Source organism: Brevundimonas sp. BH3 (assembly GCF_045345115.1).
Lineage (GTDB): Bacteria > Pseudomonadota > Alphaproteobacteria > Caulobacterales > Caulobacteraceae > Brevundimonas.
The window spans coordinates 794,364-811,272 of sequence record NZ_CP150796.1; the positions used below are offsets into that span (position 1 = coordinate 794,364).

The 16,909-nt window shown below is 60.2% G+C and carries 11 protein-coding genes; 2 read left to right on the forward strand and 9 right to left on the reverse strand.

The window, feature by feature from the left end; all coding sequences use genetic code 11:
• Positions 1-96 precede the first annotated feature (96 nt).
• The 3 genes from WEU32_RS03835 to WEU32_RS03845 all read right to left on the reverse strand — a co-directional run bounded on the left by WEU32_RS03835 (position 97) and on the right by WEU32_RS03845 (position 4,940).
• Positions 97-2,625 carry a TonB-dependent receptor gene (locus tag WEU32_RS03835; RefSeq protein ID WP_406852928.1) on the reverse strand — a complete coding sequence of 843 codons (2,529 nt, stop codon included), beginning with the start codon at positions 2,623-2,625 and terminating at the stop codon, positions 97-99.
• A gap of 261 nt (positions 2,626-2,886) precedes the next feature.
• Positions 2,887-3,399: a DoxX family protein gene (locus WEU32_RS03840; RefSeq protein ID WP_406852929.1), complete on the reverse strand. Its 513-nt coding sequence runs from the start codon at positions 3,397-3,399 to the stop codon at positions 2,887-2,889.
• A 119-nt stretch (positions 3,400-3,518) separates the two neighbouring features.
• Positions 3,519-4,940: a protein adenylyltransferase SelO family protein gene (locus WEU32_RS03845; RefSeq protein ID WP_406852930.1), complete on the reverse strand. Its 1,422-nt coding sequence runs from the start codon at positions 4,938-4,940 to the stop codon at positions 3,519-3,521.
• A 228-nt stretch (positions 4,941-5,168) separates the two neighbouring features.
• On the opposite strand from WEU32_RS03845, the gene nhaA reads away from it, so the two are divergent.
• Complete coding sequence (gene nhaA, locus WEU32_RS03850) at positions 5,169-6,371, forward strand: Na+/H+ antiporter NhaA (RefSeq protein WP_406852931.1); 1,203 nt, start codon at positions 5,169-5,171, stop codon at positions 6,369-6,371.
• A 266-nt stretch (positions 6,372-6,637) separates the two neighbouring features.
• A complete protein-coding gene (locus tag WEU32_RS03855; protein ID WP_406852932.1) occupies positions 6,638-9,235 on the forward strand; it encodes a TonB-dependent receptor in 2,598 nt (865 codons plus the stop codon).
• Positions 9,236-9,316: 81 nt separating this feature from the next.
• Here the strand turns inward: WEU32_RS03855 and WEU32_RS03860 are convergent, their stop codons facing one another.
• The 6 genes from WEU32_RS03860 to WEU32_RS03885 all read right to left on the reverse strand — a co-directional run bounded on the left by WEU32_RS03860 (position 9,317) and on the right by WEU32_RS03885 (position 16,846).
• The gene (locus WEU32_RS03860) at positions 9,317-9,769 is read right to left on the reverse strand and encodes an ASCH domain-containing protein (RefSeq protein ID WP_406852933.1); all 453 of its coding nucleotides are present in this window, start codon (positions 9,767-9,769) and stop codon (positions 9,317-9,319) included.
• A gap of 66 nt (positions 9,770-9,835) precedes the next feature.
• Complete coding sequence (locus WEU32_RS03865) at positions 9,836-12,925, reverse strand: efflux RND transporter permease subunit (protein WP_406852934.1); 3,090 nt, start codon at positions 12,923-12,925, stop codon at positions 9,836-9,838.
• A gap of 11 nt (positions 12,926-12,936) precedes the next feature.
• A complete protein-coding gene (locus WEU32_RS03870; RefSeq protein ID WP_406852935.1) occupies positions 12,937-14,067 on the reverse strand; it encodes an efflux RND transporter periplasmic adaptor subunit in 1,131 nt (376 codons plus the stop codon).
• Positions 14,068-14,209: 142 nt separating this feature from the next.
• Positions 14,210-14,635 carry a DUF6491 family protein gene (locus tag WEU32_RS03875; RefSeq protein ID WP_406852936.1) on the reverse strand — a complete coding sequence of 142 codons (426 nt, stop codon included), beginning with the start codon at positions 14,633-14,635 and terminating at the stop codon, positions 14,210-14,212.
• Between the two features lie 44 nt (positions 14,636-14,679).
• Entirely contained in the window at positions 14,680-16,479 is a 1,800-nt protein-coding gene (gene mnmD / locus WEU32_RS03880) for a tRNA (5-methylaminomethyl-2-thiouridine)(34)-methyltransferase MnmD (protein ID WP_406852937.1), read from the reverse strand.
• Between the two features lie 109 nt (positions 16,480-16,588).
• On the reverse strand, positions 16,589-16,846 hold the full coding sequence (locus tag WEU32_RS03885) for a hypothetical protein (protein WP_312135349.1): 258 nt from the start codon (positions 16,844-16,846) through the stop codon (positions 16,589-16,591).
• Positions 16,847-16,909: the final 63 nt, after the last annotated feature.

A 16,909-nucleotide genomic window follows, 5' to 3' on the forward strand; every position in this document is an offset into this window, starting at 1 on the left:
AGCGCCTGAAAACCAAAGCCCGCCGGTAGCAATACCGGCGGGCTTTTTAGCAGGATAGAGAGGTGGCCGGTGCGATAAACGCACCGGCTTTTATCGTCAGAAGCGGGCGCTGACCGTGATGCCGAAGGTGCGCGGGTCGGCATAGTAGCCGCCTGCCAGCCCCAGAGCTGCAAAGTCCACACCGCGCACGAAGTCGTGGCTGTCGGTCAGGTTCTTGACCCACAGGCGTACTTCGCCCTCGGCATTACCGAAGTTCAGGCCATTGATACCCAGTTGGGCATCGACAACATTGCGGTCATCGCCGCGCAGTTCCTCGTTGAACGGTGCGCCGATGCTGTTGTTGAAGCTCAGCTTGCCATCTTCATAGGTGTAGCTGAGGCGGCCGAACACACGGCCATAGGACACGGGAAATTCCATGTTCAGGGCTACACTGGCGGTCAGAGGCGAGGTGTAACCGGCCTCTGTGATCGAAGCGACGTTGATCGGCGCAGCGCCCGGCACGATCGACTGGCCGGTCATGAACTCCTGATACTCGATGTCGACATAGCCAAGATTGGCATCCAGAGAGAAGTGGTCGTTCAGGATGGCCTGGGTTTCGATATCGAAGCCCGTATAGGTCACTTCACCGGCATTACCCACGCGGGTCGCAAACGTCCCCGGAGGGGCATCGGTGCGCGGGATGTTGACGGCCAGATCGGTATAGATGTTGTGATAGGCCGAGGCGTTGAAGCGTAGGCGGCGATCAAACAATTCCGACTTCAGGCCGACCTCGTAGGAGATGACGGTTTCGGGATTGAAGCTGGCCAGTTCAGACGTGCCGGGGATGACCGGATCCTGAGAGTTGAAACCGCCCGAGCGGTAACCGCTGGCGATACGGGCATAGACATTGACATGCTCTTGCACGTCATAGGCGGCCATCAGGTTCCAGGTGAACTGATCGAAGTTGGCTTCACCGCGTTCAACCACGGCAAGAGGTGCCGCACCGTTCTGGGTGCGGTGCATTTCCTTCTTGTCCCAGGTGTAGCGCCCCCCTGCGGTCAGGCGCAGCTTGCCGTCGCGGCCACCCACATAATAGGTGCCCTGACCATATAGGGCCTTGCTCTCGCTTTCGGCCTCATAGGCCAGAATCGACTTGGTGATGACCGCGCGATAGCGGGCCGGATTGGCCGCCGCCAGCGACGGGCCAAGGGCACCGAAGCTACCGAGGAAGATGCCGTTGGTGTCCAGCACATAGCCGCTGTTCTGCGGGTTATGTTCGCTGCCCTTCTCGTGGAAATAGAAGCCGCCCACAACCCAGTCGAGCGTGTCGGTGTCGCCCGCGATTTCCAGTTCCTGACTGAACTGCTTGTGCTCGCGCTCGTTCATGGTCTCGAAGAAGGACAGGGTCTGGCGCGGCACCGACTGGCTGGCCAGATAGTTGGCGGTTGCTGTGTCCGGCACGATATAGGCCAACAAACCTGCGGGTAGGCCGTTCAGCAAGCTGGCTTGAGTAAAGACGGGGCCATTGAAAGTGCCCAAACCGTCCAGATCGGTATCGTTGGAGCTTTCCCAGATACGATAGCCGGTGGTGGATTTAACCTGGAAAGCGCCGAAATCTTTTTGAATCTGGAGGTTGTGGCCCCAGGTTTCGTCGAGCGCCGTATTGGGGCGATCATTACACATCTTGTCGCGATAGCTGCGTGTCGGTGCCGATAGAGCAGCGCACTGCGGCTGGGTAAAGGTGATGCCCGCCATATAGGGCAGAACCGGAGCCGGTTGGGTGATGACGATTTGCTGGCCGTCGATCAGGATCGGCTTGCGGGGTGTGCCATCACCGGCGTGGGTCAGTTGGAAGGCCGGGGTAATACCGTCAACCTTGCTGTAATCGAATATGTACTGGATGCTGGCTGTATCGCCGAAATCACGACGGACGGCAGCACGGAACGAGTCCGATTTGCGCGCACCGGGGTCTTTGGAGTCATCCGGTTGCAGGATGTTGTCTACCACGCCGTCGCGCTGGCTGTGATTATAGCTGAAGCTGGTGGCGAAACCGGCAATCTCGCCCGGATCTATAGAGGCGCGGACGTTCCAGGCATTATAGTTGCCATAGCCTGCTTCCAGCTTGGCGCGGAACTCGTCCGACGGCGCACGAGAGATAAAGGCAATGGCACCACCGGTGGTGTTGCGACCGAACAGTGTGCCCTGCGGACCGCGCAGAACCTCGATGCGCTCGATGTCCATGACGTCGAGGGCGGCCGCGCCCGAGCGACCGATATAGACACCATCGACATAAAGCCCGTTGGCGCTGTCCAGACCAAAGGACTCACTGCCCCCGTTCGAGATGCCGCGCATCGAAATGACAGCCGCCGAGTTGCTGGTGGTGCCCTGCATGATGGTTACATTGGGGGCCATGCCGCTGATATCGCGGGCATCTGTGATCGCAAGCTGCTCAACCAGCTCGGCGCTCAGGGCCGTGATGGCGACCGGAACTTCTTGCAGATTTTGTGCACGTTTCTGGGCGGTTACAACGATCTCGCCCAGTTGTGTGGTGGACTGTTCCTGCGCGAAGGCTGGACCCGAGAGAGGCAGGGCGCTTGCGCTGAGCATCAGCCCTAACGAAGCATATACATGACGCTTAGGTACCATCAGTTCACTCCCCAATTATATATTATTGGGATAACGATGGCATTTGCGTAGCAATAGTCAACAAATAATACGCATCTGGCAGAACATTGGTTTTAATGTCGCTGTTATCGTTTGCCTTGTGGCGCAATCGCAACGCATTACGAGAATGGTGCTGTTTTTTAAAATGCAAAACGCTCACCGACCTACCCTTGTTAAGTTGTCGGTGAGCGTTGTGGGTATTGGGCAAGTTGGGCCGGGGAGGCGAGGCCGCTGTAGTGCTGGTTAGGGGGCGTTACGCGCGCATCTGAAGATCAGGATGGATGCAGTCATAGCCATCAGCACAAGATTCAGGATTGTGGCCAGAATGTCGAAGCTGACCAGATGGTACAGGGCGACAATGGTTTGGATGGCCAGAAAGCCCAGAGCGCTATAGGTCAGAACGGGTTTGCCGATCGTCCAACCGAAAATCGGTACCAGCATGCCGATCGCCAGCGTGGCCTCGATCACGCCCACAGCCATGATAAACTGTTGTGGGACATGCTCGGCCCAGCCCAGCAGGATCGCCAGATGTTTCGATGGCGCTGTCAGCTTGGCAAAGCTGGCACCCGCATAGAACATCGCCAGCCAGCCCTGAAACGTCCACAGCATGGCATTGACCCAGATGGCCCGCACACGTTGCTGGCGCACGGGCTTGGCATCCGCTTTAGCCGTCGTGGTGCAGGCGCGTGGAGCGATTGACTGCAAGCGGGTCTTCAGCTTGGCGCGGATGGAAGGCTGAACTGGATAGTCCGTCATGGGGAGGTGTTCGGATGTTACGGTAACAAAAACTGTTGCTAAATAGCAGGTGGGGTCTGATACCATCATTTGCAATGGCTGAGCTTTAAATTTGTCACATGGGGTGAAGCGAGGCGGCTTTACTGCGCGACTGTTGCAAAATCCCAAGCCGAACGGGCGGCTTCGAGACGGGCCAGCTTGTCGTAAAGCGGTTGCCAGTCGTCAGTATCGGCAATGGCGTCCCACAGGGCTTCGACCTCGTCGATCAGCATTTCCTCGGGATCGGACTTGCGGAACATGGGGTGTTCCAGACGCTCGGCGCGGTCCGGCTCGTGTTCCATCAGCGCATAGCGGAAGGCGTCGAACGTCTCCCCCTGATAGACTTTTCCGCGTGGGCCGCCCAAAGCGCGGGCCGCCGACGAAAAACCGCCGAACCAGTCAAAGAAGAGGGGCTCCCAGCGCAGTTCCTCGCTCTTTTCACGCAGCAGGGCGAGGGTGCAGTCCAGCAGGCGTTGATCGGCCGCCTCGCCAACCGATTTGACGCCCAGGCGGATCAAGAAGGCTGCGCGTAGTTCTCGGATATAGGCATTGCCGAACCCGTTCAGACTGGCGACCAGACCTTCCGGCTCGGCAATCAGCTTCAGGCATCCGGCCAGTTGCGTTAGGTTCCAGAACACGGCTTCGGGTTGGCGGGCAAAGGCGTAAAGCCCGTCATGGTCGAAATAGGCGGCGGTAAAGCCCGGCTCGTAGTGGGGCAGGAAGCGCCACGGCCCATAATCAAAGCTCTCGCCGGTCACGTTCAGATTGTCAGTGTTGAGCACGCCATGCACAAAACCCGCAGCCACCCAGCGAGCGCACAGCTTGGCCTGAGCCTGAACGACTTCATGCAGAAAGCCTGCAGCATCGCCTTCGGCAAGGTGCGGATAATAGGTGCTGCGGGCGTGTTCCAGCAGTGTGGCCAACTGGTCGCGACGGCTGAAATAGGCGGCGCGCTGGAAGGTGCCAAAGCGGATATGGCTGTGCGACAGGCGCACCATCACGGCCGAGCGGGTCGGCGATGGCTCGTCGCCGCGCTCAAGCTCTTCGCCCGTTTCCACGAGCGATAGGATACGGCAGGTCGGTACGCCAAGGCTTTCCAGCATCGCCGCCGCCAATGCCTCGCGCAAACCGCCTTTCAGCGTCAAGCGGCCATCGGCATGGCGACTAAACGGGGTAAGACCGGAACCCTTGGTGCCTAAATCCATCAGGCGGTCTTGGTTATCACGCAGTTGCGCGGCCAAGAAGCCGCGACCGTCGCCGATCTGGGGATTGTAAACGCGGAACTGGTGACCGTGATAGGCCATAGCCAGCGGCTCCGGTTGACCGGGCAGAGGAATAAAGCGTCCGAAGTGGTTCAGCCACTCTTCGTCCGTCAGTGTATCAAGCCCAACCTCATTTGCCGCACGATCATGGCGCAGGCGCAAAATGGTTTGCGGAAATTCGGCTGGCGCTACCGTCTCGCTATATTCTGTACCCAATCGGGCAAAGCGGGGATCGGGGCGGTAGACATCATTTACGGACATGCGTCGCAAATGGGCTATTGGCGGGCGTTTCGCAATGACCAAAAGGGTTGAACCGTAGCGCCCGTGGCGTATTTATAGGGGCAGAGATCAGGCACGGCTTGTTGGGACACCCTAGGGGCAGTCTGCGGCTGTGTCAGGCCGGCGTCGGGAGTGATCCCTGCGAATCCGGTCCGGCGTCCGTCGATAACCTGATGCCACGAAGTTCAACCCGATTATCGGATCTCTATTTTGGCCAAGAAACTTACACTCGACTTCCTGAAAACGGAGGCGGCATCCGGTGCCGCACTCGGCCTTGCGGCGCTGTTGGCGCTGATCGTGGCAAACTCGCCGTGGGCGACGGATTATTTTAGCTGGCTGAAGGCCGAGCATACCTTGCAGATCGGTCCGCTGGTTCTGGCGGAAACGACGTCGAACTGGATCAAGGAAGGCCTGATGTCGGTCTTCTTTCTCGTGGTTGGTCTTGAGATCAAATACGAGATTCTGAAGGGCGAGCTGAGCAATCCTAAAAAACTGGCCCTGCCGATTATTGCCGCTCTGGGCGGGATGGTGGCCCCTATCGGGGTCTATCTGGCGATCAGCGGTCTGATGGGCGGGCCGACGCAGGGCTGGCCCATTCCGGTGGCCACTGACATTGCCTTTGCGCTGGCGGTGTTTGCTATGGTGGGCAAGAACCTGCCTTCATCCCTGCGGGTCTTCCTGCTGACGCTGGCCATTGTTGATGACCTTGGTGCGATCATGCTGATTGCGGCTCTGTTTAGTCAGGGCGTGCAATGGCTGCCGCTGTTCGGGGCCATGGCTGTGATTGCGGGGATGGCCGTGCTGGGGCGTCGGCGTCTGGCGGCGGCCTTTTGGGTGCTGGGTTTTGCGGTCATGTGGTGGCTGACGGTCAAGTCGGGGCTTTCGACCTCGCTGATGGCCGTAGCCTTTGCCGCCATCGTGCCGGTCAATCCGCGTCAGGAAACGGGGGCAAGCCCGCTGCGCGATGCCATGCATGACCTGCATCCCTATGTGGCGTTTCTGGTTCTGCCCGTGTTTGCCTTTGCCAAGGCAGGGGTCAGTTTCGCAGGCCTGTCGCTCGAACAGGTGTTCGCACCGCTGGTTCTGGCGATCGCGCTGGGTCTGTTCGTCGGCAAGCAGATCGGTGTTTTCGGAGCGGCATGGCTGGCCACCAAGCTGAAGATTGCCGACCGTCCGTCGGGGGCTTCGTGGTTGCAGCTTTATGGTGTCAGCCTGCTGTGCGGTATCGGTTTCACCATGAGCCTGTTTATCGGTGTTCTGGCCTTCCCCGGTGCCGTGGATTCGCTGGAGCAGGTCGAGGTCAAGCTGGGCGTGATCGGTGGATCGCTGCTGTCGACGGTGGTGGCGGCTTTGGTTCTGGGGACGGCTTCGCGTCATCAGTCACGTCATCAGGCACAGGCCAAGATCAAGTAAACAGATGCATAAAGTCATAGGAACTTGAAAAGCCTGCAAATACCTTTACCTAGCGTCATCGAAATGTGTCGCTTTCACGTCACAGAAGTCTGCGAAGCCGTGTAAATACGGCTTCGCATAACTTCGTTGTCTTGTCGGTTCCCGAGCCTTGGATTACCCAATTGTATGGAACTGCTGCCAATGAACGAGCAGCGGTCCGATTGGGACAGGAAACGAGCGCGGTCGCTCTGATGCGGTCGGGCTACAAGCCGGGAGCCGTAAAGCCTATGCGATTTAATACCAGACTCCGTACCACTGTGTCGGCCGTTGCCTTCGGGGCGGCATTCAGCATTGCCGGTGCCGCTGCGGCACAGGATGCACCGACCTCGGTAGACGACATCATCGTCACCGCACAGAAGCGTGAACAGAGCCTGCAGGAAGTGCCGATCGTGGTCACCACCTTGTCGCAGGAAGCGCTGGATGGCGCTGGCGTCAAGGACATTAAGGATCTGCAGATCCTGACCCCGGGCATGACCGTCACCTCGACCCAGTCGGAAGCCTCCACGACGGCCCGTATCCGCGGCGTCGGCACCGTGGGTGACAACCCCGGTCTAGAAAGCTCGGTCGGTGTCGTGATCGACGGTGTCTACCGTTCGCGTAACTCGGTCGGGTTCGGTGACCTTGGCGAACTGAGCCGCATCGAGGTTCTGAAGGGGCCGCAAGGCACCCTGTTCGGCAAGAACACCTCGGCTGGCGTTATCAACATCATCTCCGAAGCGCCGTCCTTCTCGCCGGAAGCCAATTTCGAGGCGACGGTCGGTAATTTTGGCGCATGGGGCGTGACCGGCTCGGTCACCGGTCCGCTCAGCGATACTGTGGCCGGTCGTCTTTATGTCGGCACACGCAAGCGTGACGGTTTCTATGATGTCGTCACCGGCAATGGCCCGCGCACCGAAACGGATGACCAGAACCAGGACTTCTGGACTGCCCGCGGCCAGTTGCTGATCCTGCCGTCTGAAAACGCTTCGATCCGTCTTATCGCCGACTATACCAAGCGCGATGAATATTGCTGTGTGGCCACGCAGGTCCGCGTCGGCCCGACCGTCGGCATCGTCAATGCGCTGGGCGGCCAAATCGCTCCGGCGACGCCCGGTTTCGGCGAGGTGCCGTTCAGCCGTACTGCCTATTCCAATCGTGGCACCGGTCAAACCATGGAAGACATGGGTCTGTCGGCCGAAGCCAATATCGATATCCCGTCGTGGAATGCGACCTTCACCTCCGTCACCTCGTGGCGTTCGTGGGAAGGCGTCAACGGCATGGACCTCGACTACTCCACGCTGGATATCATGTACCGCGAGAACAATGGCGGTTACGGCTATTCGCTGGATAACGTGACGCAGGAATTCCGTCTGGCCGGTGCGACCGACAAGCTGGATTGGTTGTTCGGTGTGTTCGCGACCCGCGAGCAGATCCGTCGTGACGACAGCTATTATTTCGGCGCACACTATACGCCGTTCCTGTCGATGCTGTTGTCGTCGTCGCTTAATGCGGCCAATCCGGCCATTCCGATTAGTCCGGCTCTCACGGGCTGCGTCACGGCTCCGGGAGCGACGGCTGCGGGGATCGTTGGTTGCGTAACCGGCCAAACCGCTCCTACGGGGCCGGGCTTTGGCACCGGTCATGCGGTGCAGGACCTCTATACCCAGACGACCCAGTCGGTGGCCCTGTTCACTAACAACACATGGCGTGTGACCGACAAGTTCGATATCACGCTGGGTCTGCGTTACACCATGGACGAGAAAAAGCTCCGTGGTTTGCAAACCAATGTTGGCACCAATGGTCTGGCCTGTGGCAGCGCCATCGGCAATCTGACCGCGCTGGCAACGGCACTGGGGCAGGGTAATCCGGCAGCAGGTATGGGCGCTGCCCAGACCATTATCGGCAATATGTGTCTGCCGTGGGCGAACCCGCTGTATAACAACCGCCGTATCTCGGAATCCTTCGACGACGGCGAGTTGAGCGGCACGATCAAGGCCAGCTACAAGTTCAATGACAGTGTCATGCTGTATGGTTCATATGCCAAGGGCTACAAGTCCTTCGGCTACAATATGGACCGCGTGCAGACCGGCATTACTCCGAACGCCTCGCTGCTGTTCCCGTCGGAAACTGTCGACAGCTATGAAATCGGTCTGAAGAACACCCTGTTCAACCGTTCGGTCCTGCTGAACCTGACCTATTTCGATCAGACCTTCGAGGACTTCCAGCTAAACACCTTCCTCGGCACCGCCTTCGTGGTGGAGTCGATCCCAGAACTGACCTCGCGCGGCGTCGACGCTGACTTCGCATGGTTCACGCCGGTTGAAGGCCTCGTCCTGTCGGGCGGCGTTACCTATACCGACACCAAATATGGTGACTTCACCGCCGCAGACCTGACGGTTCCGGGTAACTTCCCGCAACTGTCGCTGTTGCCGGGGGCGCGTGCCTCGTTTGCGCCGGAATGGTCAACGACGGCTTCGATTGCCTTTGACCGCAGCATCGGCAACGGCTTGCAGTTCGGCTTCAATCTGACCGGCAAATATATGACCGAGTTCAACACCGGTTCCGATCTGCTGCCCTACAAGATGCAGGATGGTTTCGGTGTGCTGAACGGTCGTATCAGCCTTGGTTCGGATACCGACCGCTGGGTGCTGGAACTGTGGGGCCAGAACATTACGGATACCGAATACAAGCAGGTGGCCATCAACCAGCCTCTGCAAGGTTCGGCCTTCCAGACGACGGTTCAACCGGATGGCAGCTTCTACAATCCGGCCCGCGACACCCAGACCTATGCGGCCTTCCTAGGTCAGCCGCGCACCTATGGTCTGACGTTGCGCCTTCGTTACTGATCCCGAAACTAATGCGCAACTGGGCGGCTGGAGTGATCCAGCCGCCCTTTTCTATGCGCGAAAACCTGAGAGGAAAAGCTCTTAGAGTACGCGCTCGAAATGTTCGCAGACGATCAACAGATCATCATCCACCACATAGGCCGTATCTTTCAGGATGCGGCGATAATAGGCTTCGTGGGCGGCCCGCCACCAGGTCAGTGTCTGGTCGCCTTCGCCTTCGCGCTGGGCAAAGGCCTCATCGACATCTCCAAGGCGTCGTACTTCTATCTGCGTGGTTTCAATGACGGCGACGGCAGTTCCGTCCCATGTAGTGACAACCGAAACATCGCCGACGCGGGCGGGGCGCATGCCGAACAGCTCCAGTTCGGCGACCGAGGCGGCGGTGGCGCGTTTGATGTCGCGCACCACAAGATCAGCACAGATATCGGCATCCTCGGCATTGTCGCAGAAATGGAAGCTTTCATAGGGTTGCTGTGGCGCATCGGGATGCAGAGCGCGATAGCGGTCCCATAGAGCTTGAGCAGAAGGGGTCATAAGGAAACGATATCCGGATAAGCAAAAAGGCCTCCGGTTCTATACCGGAGGCCTTGGAGGGAAGGGCTAGTATTTGCTCTTGGTCACCCCGTCCGCATGCTGTTTCTGGCTGGCAAACATACGCGCCAGAATACGGCGGGCGAACTGCGCGATATCGTCGACGATGGTGAACACTGCCGGGATATAGAGCAGGGATAGGAAGGTTGAAGAAATCAGGCCAAACAGCACCGCCACCGCCATGGGCGAGCGGAACTCCACATCGGCCCCGATGCCGATGGCAATCGGCACCATGCCGGCTCCCATAGCAAAGGTCGTCATCAGGATCGGACGGGCGCGTTTGTGGGCGGCATCCATAATGGCCTCGTAACGGCTCATCCCGTCACGTTCGGCCATGATGATATAGTCCACAAGCAGGATGGAGTTCTTGGCCGCAATACCCATCAACATCAGGACCCCGATCAGGGCTGACATCGAGAAACTCTTGCCCATGATGATGAGGCCCAGAATAGCCCCGCCAATGGCCAGAGGCAGAGCCGCCATAATGGTGACCGGATAGGCGAAGGATTTGAACAGAAGGGTCAGAACCGCATACATCAGCAGGATGCCGCTGATGAAGGCGATACCGAAGCCGATCAGCATCTCCTGAATGAATTCTTCATCGCCAGCCGCAACCTGACGCACGCCCTCAGGCAGTTTCTTGACCGAAGGCAGTTCCTTGACCGCCTGAGCCGCAGCACCGGTAGTGATGCCGTTCAACTCGGCGCGGATCGAGACCAGACGCGCGCGGTCGCGACGGCTGACGCTGGCGGGGCCGGCTCCAAACTCGACATCGGCCACTGCGCTCAAGGGCACGGAAGTGCCGCTGCTGGTCGGTACCCGCAGGTTCTGGATAACCGACAGGTCTTCACGCGCGTCTTCGGTCAGTTGCAAGCGGATCGGCACCTGACGGTCGCCCAGATTATATTTGGGCAGGTTCTGGTCGACATCGCCCAGTGTGGCAACGCGCACCACCTGCGAGATGGCTCCGGTCGAGACGCCCAGCAGCGCGGCTTCGTCGGGACGGGGGGTGACGACAATCTCGGGGCGGGCGATGGACGAGGTATTGACCACATTGGCCAGTCCCTTGACGGTACGCATCTCGGCCTCGACCGCACGGGCGGCCTGTTCCAGCACGGCGGGGTTATCACCCAGAAGGGCGAATTCGTAGCTGGTGCCGTCGCCGGGGCCACCGCCCTGTTGGGCGATACCGGCGCGGATACGGGCCCCCGGAATTTGTTTCAGCTCGTCCACTACGACGCGCTGGAACTCCTGTTGTGACAGGCTGCGGTCACCTTTGGGTACCATGTCGGCATAGACATTGGCCTGATTGACCTCTTGACCGCCAATGGCGGCATAGACGGAAATAACCTCGTCGCGACCGTTCAGGATACGCGTGACTTGCTGAACAACCTCGTCGGTCTGGCGAAGCGTCGAACCGGGGGGAAGCTCGATCTGGAAGGCCGCGCGGGATTCATCGGCGGGCGACATGAACTCGAACGACATCTTGGTCACGCCAGCCGCCACAAACGAACCGACGAGGAACACAGCCCCGAAGATGAAGACCAGCCAGCGGTGGGCAAGGCACCATTTCAGCGCGTTCAGATAGGACGGCATCCATTTTGGATCCTTGTCCTCGTGCTTGGTGTGCTTGAGCAGGAAGGCGGCCATCAGCGGGGTCAGGGTGCGGGCCACGACCAGCGAGAAGAAGACCGAGATACAGGCCGCCAGTGCAAAAGCCTTGAAGAACTGGCCGATAATGCCCGGCATGAAACCGACGGGGGCAAACACGGCGATAATGGTGCCGGTTGTGGCCACAACGGCCAGACCGATCTCGTCTGCGGCTTCGAAAGCCGCGTCATAGGGCGGTTTGCCATCGCGCATGTGCCGCACGATGTTCTCGATTTCCACGATGGCGTCATCGACCAGAATGCCGATGGTCAAAGACAGGGCCAGCAGCGTCACCACATTAAGTGACTGGTCCATCGGGGCCAGAAACGCGAATGTCGGGATCAGCGACAAAGGCATGGCAGTGGCGGCAATAAAGGTCGCCCGCCAGTCCCGCAGGAAGATGAACACTACAATGACGGCCAGAACAGCGCCAAGGGCCAGGGCTTCCAGCGAAGCGAGGTAAGATTCCTCGATATATTTGACCGATGAGGTGACCTCTTCGATCGTCAGATCCTTGCGTTCGGCATTGATGGCCTCGATTTCCTTGCGGACCTTTTCGGCCACCTTGACTTCGGAAGCCTCGCGCGAGCGCAGGAAGTTGAAGGTCACGGCCTCCTGACCGTTGTAGCGGGCAATACGGCGCGGCTCGCCCCACTTGTCGACGACCTGACCCAGATCGGACAGGCGCACACTGCGGCCATTGCCCAGTGGCACCAGTGTATTGGCCAGTTGTTCGACAGAAGTGGCCGAACCGATCGTGCGTACCGAACGCTCGGCCCCCGCGACAGTGACGCGGCCACCGGGCAGGTTGTTGTTGACGTTGGTCAGAGCCTGACTGACCTGTGCGGCGGTGACGCCATAGGCGGCCAGACGTTGCGGGTCCAGTTCAACACGGATTTCACGGTCCACACCGCCCGAACGGTTGACCTCGCCCACACCGCCAAGGCCCAGCAGACGCTTGGAAATATTGTTGTCGATATACCAGCTGATCTGCTCGGGCGTCATGGTCGGCGAGCGGACCACATAGGTAATCAGCGCATCGCCGGTAATGTCGATACGCTGGACCGTCGGTTCTTGCATGTCCTGTGGCAAGGTGGACCGAATGCCGCTCATGGCATTTCGCACATCATTGGTGGCGCGTTCGGTATCGGTGCCCAGTTCGAACTCGATCATCGTGGTCGAGACGCCGTCGCCGATGTTGGAAAACACGTTGCGAACGCCCGACAGACCCGCAATCGAATCCTCGACGACGCGCGTGACCTGCACCTCCATTTCCGAAGGCGCAGCCCCCGGACGGACGGCGGTGACATTGACCAGCGGGAAGTCGATATCGGGGTTGTTATTGATTCGCATCGAGCTGAAGCCGACCAGACCGCTGACGGTGAGCAACAGAAACAGCAGGATGATCGGGATCGGATTTTTAATCGCCCACGACGAAATATTGTTCATCGTTCAGGTCCCTATTTTCGGGCTGCGGCAGGGGCGGGTGCCGTTGCGGGTGCTGTTGTTGCGGGTACGGCACGTGCAACGGTGACGGCGTCGCCGTCATTCAGGAAGCCAGCCCCCTGAACGGCGACACGGGCACCGACGGGCAGATCGCCGACCGAAGTCTGGGTGTCGTCTCGCATCAGAACCGTGACAGGAACAAAGCGGACCTTGTTGCCCGCTTCGATTACGAAAACGCCCGATTTGTTATTGCGATAAAGTACGGCCGCCGTAGGAACCACAGTGGCGTCGCGGGTACCGGCTGAAATCTCGGCACGGGCGAACATGCCCGCTTTCAGGCCGCTATTCGGGGCAAGGCTGATACGGGCAATACCCAGACGGGTCTGGGCATCCACTTCGGGAGTGACGATACGGACGGTGCCGGTGGTGGGGGCCACTTGTGACGCTGTGATGCGCGCCGACTGTCCCGCCGCAAGGGCGGGCAGATCGGTTTCAGGAATTTGGGCATCCAGTTCGAGGCGGCCGTCACGAACCATGCGGAACAGTTCGGCCCCTTGCTGGATGATCTGGCCACGGGTGACGCTGCGGCTGATGATCTGGCCTGAAACGGGAGCGCGGATCACGGCCTGCTCGACGCGGGTACGGGTTTCGGCAAGGCCGGCGCGGGCCGCAGCCAGATTGGCCGCCGAGGCGCGCTGGTCAGCCAGAGCCTTGTCCAGTGCCGCCTGCGAAAGGAAACCCTTTTCTTTAAGCTCCTGTGCGCGGGCAAGGGCGGCATCGTCACGGGCGACATTGGCCTCTGCCGTCTGCACAGAGGCCTGTTGCTGACGCATCTGGGCGCGCAACAAGACATCGTTCATTTGGACCAAGGGCTGGCCCTGACGCACATAGCTGCCCTCATCCACATGCACGACGGTTGCGGTCAGACCGCCCGTTTCGGCTCCGACCGGCACTTCTTCCCATGCGCTGACAGTGCCCGATGCGACAACGATGCGTGGCAGGCTGGCCTGCGTTGTCGTGATGGCACTGACGGTTGTCGTGGAAGGCGGTTCCGGCTTTTTCTCTTCACCACAGGCCGCTAGACCGAGGCTCAGGACACAGGCTGTGGCCAGAAGGATGCGGGACGACGGGCGGAACGTGCGCATAAAATCTATGATCTCTCAAACGAGAAAAAGGGTAGGGATATCCGGCCAATAAAAACGCCGACACAGCAAAACCGTGCCAGCGTTTTAGCGGGTTCTGAAGTGGGGACCAACCCAGAACAATACTCTATTACGATAATGTAAGTTATGCCGCAGGGTGGGTTTCGTTACCTTCATCGGCCTTGGCAGCGGGTTCGTCCATCACGCGTTTGACGACACGGACGCGGCAGGACGTGATTGGCTCCAGACCGCTACGGGTCACAATGCGGGCAGTATCGCCGGTGCAGAGACGGTTCATGCCTAGATCGGGCATGAGGGCGATGCCGAAGGCATTATCGAGTTCGTTACACACCCCGAATGCCTCAAGCTCAAACGTGCGGTTGCCATCAACCTGAAGATGTATGGTGTCGCGTTTGGGGGCGGTAAAACCGCGCACCTGATCGCTGTTGAAACACTGTCGGGGCGAACTGCCCGCCATATTGGCGGCAGATGGACGGCTATCTCCCGCAACAGGGGCACAGGCACTGACCAAGGCGGCAAGAGCGAAGGCGCTTACGAGTTTCAGGTTCATCACTGTGAACTCCAGAAGCATGAAGGACGACGCATTTTAGCCTGTTAAACTGAATGCGTGGTGAAACGTTCCGGCGATAGGCGCGCGACCCAGCCAGCGGGCAGGGGCGAGGGCGTTTTACAGACGGTGGCGGCCAGATGTTCGGCCAATAATGGCGAGGCACAGAAGCCGCGCGATCCCATGCCACCCAGTATGTGCAGGCCGCCTTCCAGAATGCCGCAGACCGGCAGACGATCGGGCGTGGTGGCCCGCACCGCGACACGGCGATGCGGCGTGCCTTGATCCACCTGTTTCAGGCGTTCGGGCAGGGCGGCGCTGAGTGTGTCGCGGTTGCGGACGCTGGCCTCGTCGGAGGTCACAGGCTCGGTCACGCCGCGATCATGGGTGGCCCCGTAAAGCAGGCCGTTTCCAGTCGGCACGCAATAGCCCCCCCATGCGACGGCGCGGGCATTTGATGTCTCGCCCGTGCTCCAGTCAGCCTGTCCGGCAACGGGGGCGAGACCAAGCTGCGGCGCAAGGGCCGCATTGCCCCAACCGGCGGCGAGGATGACATGGTCGGCCTCGACGATAACAGTGCCGTCGGCATCCCGTATCTGCCAGCCGTCTTCGGTGCGGTTCAGGCTGGCGGCGGTGGCTTTGATAAAGTCACAACCCTCTAGCCAGACCGGCAGGACCGCGGCAGGAGACAGGGCAAAGGCGGTCTTCATGTCCAGTCCGCCCTTGCTGACCGGCTCGCCAATGAGGGCCGAGGCATCATCGGTACACAGGCGGGTCATGCTGTTGTCCGGCCACAGCGGTTGGTCGGCGATCTTGTCGAAGCGGGCAGCGTCGCGGGCCATGTGCTCCAGATGAATGACGCCGTGCGACAGGATGGCCCCGTCTATCGCGCCATAGAGCTGTCCGGCGCGTTCCAGACACTGGGCATAGAGGCCACCGATAAAGGCATCGCCCGCGTCAAGGCGGGGCGTGACCAGAGAGGCAGGAAAGCCGGATGCACCAGCCCCCGCATGTTCGGCCTCGATGAGGGTCGGGCTGTGGCCCAGAGCCTTGAACGCGCGGGCAAGGCTGGCCCCTGCGATACCGGCCCCGATAATGGCGATGCGCGGGCTGGGTGAGACGGGGGCTTCACCAGACATGCGGGCTTCCAGCCGTTCGCGCTTGCGACCGTGACCGGCTTTTTTCTCGACCACAAAACCGTTGGCCGACAGGGCGCGGCGCACGGCCCCCGCGACTGTAAAGGTGGCCAGATGACAGGCAGGGGCAGAACGGGCCGCCACGCGGGCCATAATGTCCTCGGACCACATGCCGGGGTTGAGGGCGGGCGAGAACCCGTCGAGGAACCACGCATCGGCCTTGCCCTGCCATGCATCCAGCGCCCATTCGACCTCGCCGATGGCTAGGTCGATGCTGACGCCCCAGTCGTTCAGGTCGATACGGTGAAAACCGGGGCGGTGGCTCGGCCATTGGTCAAGAATGGCGCGGGCGGTGTCTTCGACATCAGGCCATGCGGCAAGGGCGCGGGCGGCTTCTTCGCGCGACAGCGGAAAGCCCTCGACCGAGAATACATGCAGCCGACCACCCGCGGGCCGATGCTGTCGCCACAGGTCTATCAGGGCGATGATGTTCAGCCCCGTACCAAAACCCAGCTCGGCAACGGTGAAATGTTTGCGGCCCTGCCAGACGGCGGGCATGTCACAGCCGCCCAGGAACACGGCGCGGGTTTCAGCAAGTCCGTCATCTTTGGAAAAATAGACATCGCCGAAACGTCCCGAGCGGGGCGAGCCGTCTTCGGCCCAGAAAAGCTGCGGGGAGTGCGATGGCGTCGTGGCGGTGTCGTCAGTCATGCCCAGCGGCATAGCCGCGTTTCGGGCATGAAAAAAGGGCCGCCCGAAAGCGACCCTTTTCCCTCACGAAGCGTAAGCCCCGTGAACCAAGATAGAAATCTTAGTTGGCTTAGGCAGCCGGAGCAGCCGGAGCAGCAGCCGGAGCAGCAGCAGCAGCGTCAGCAGCCGGAGCAGCAGCAGCGTCAGCAGCAGCTTCGGTTGCAGCGGCAGCAGCGTCGGTGGCTTCAGCAGCTTGGGTGGTGGCTTCAGCAGCAGCGTCGGTGGCTTCAGCAGCAGCTTCTTCAGCAGCCGGAGCTTCAGCAGCCGGGGTGCAAGCAGCCAGGGCCAGGGCAGCAGCCGAAGCGGCGATCAGGGCAGTGATGCGCATGTTGTGTCTTCCTTCAGAAGGTTAGGGCGGGGCCTAACGCCTCGCTGACCAACAGATAACGGG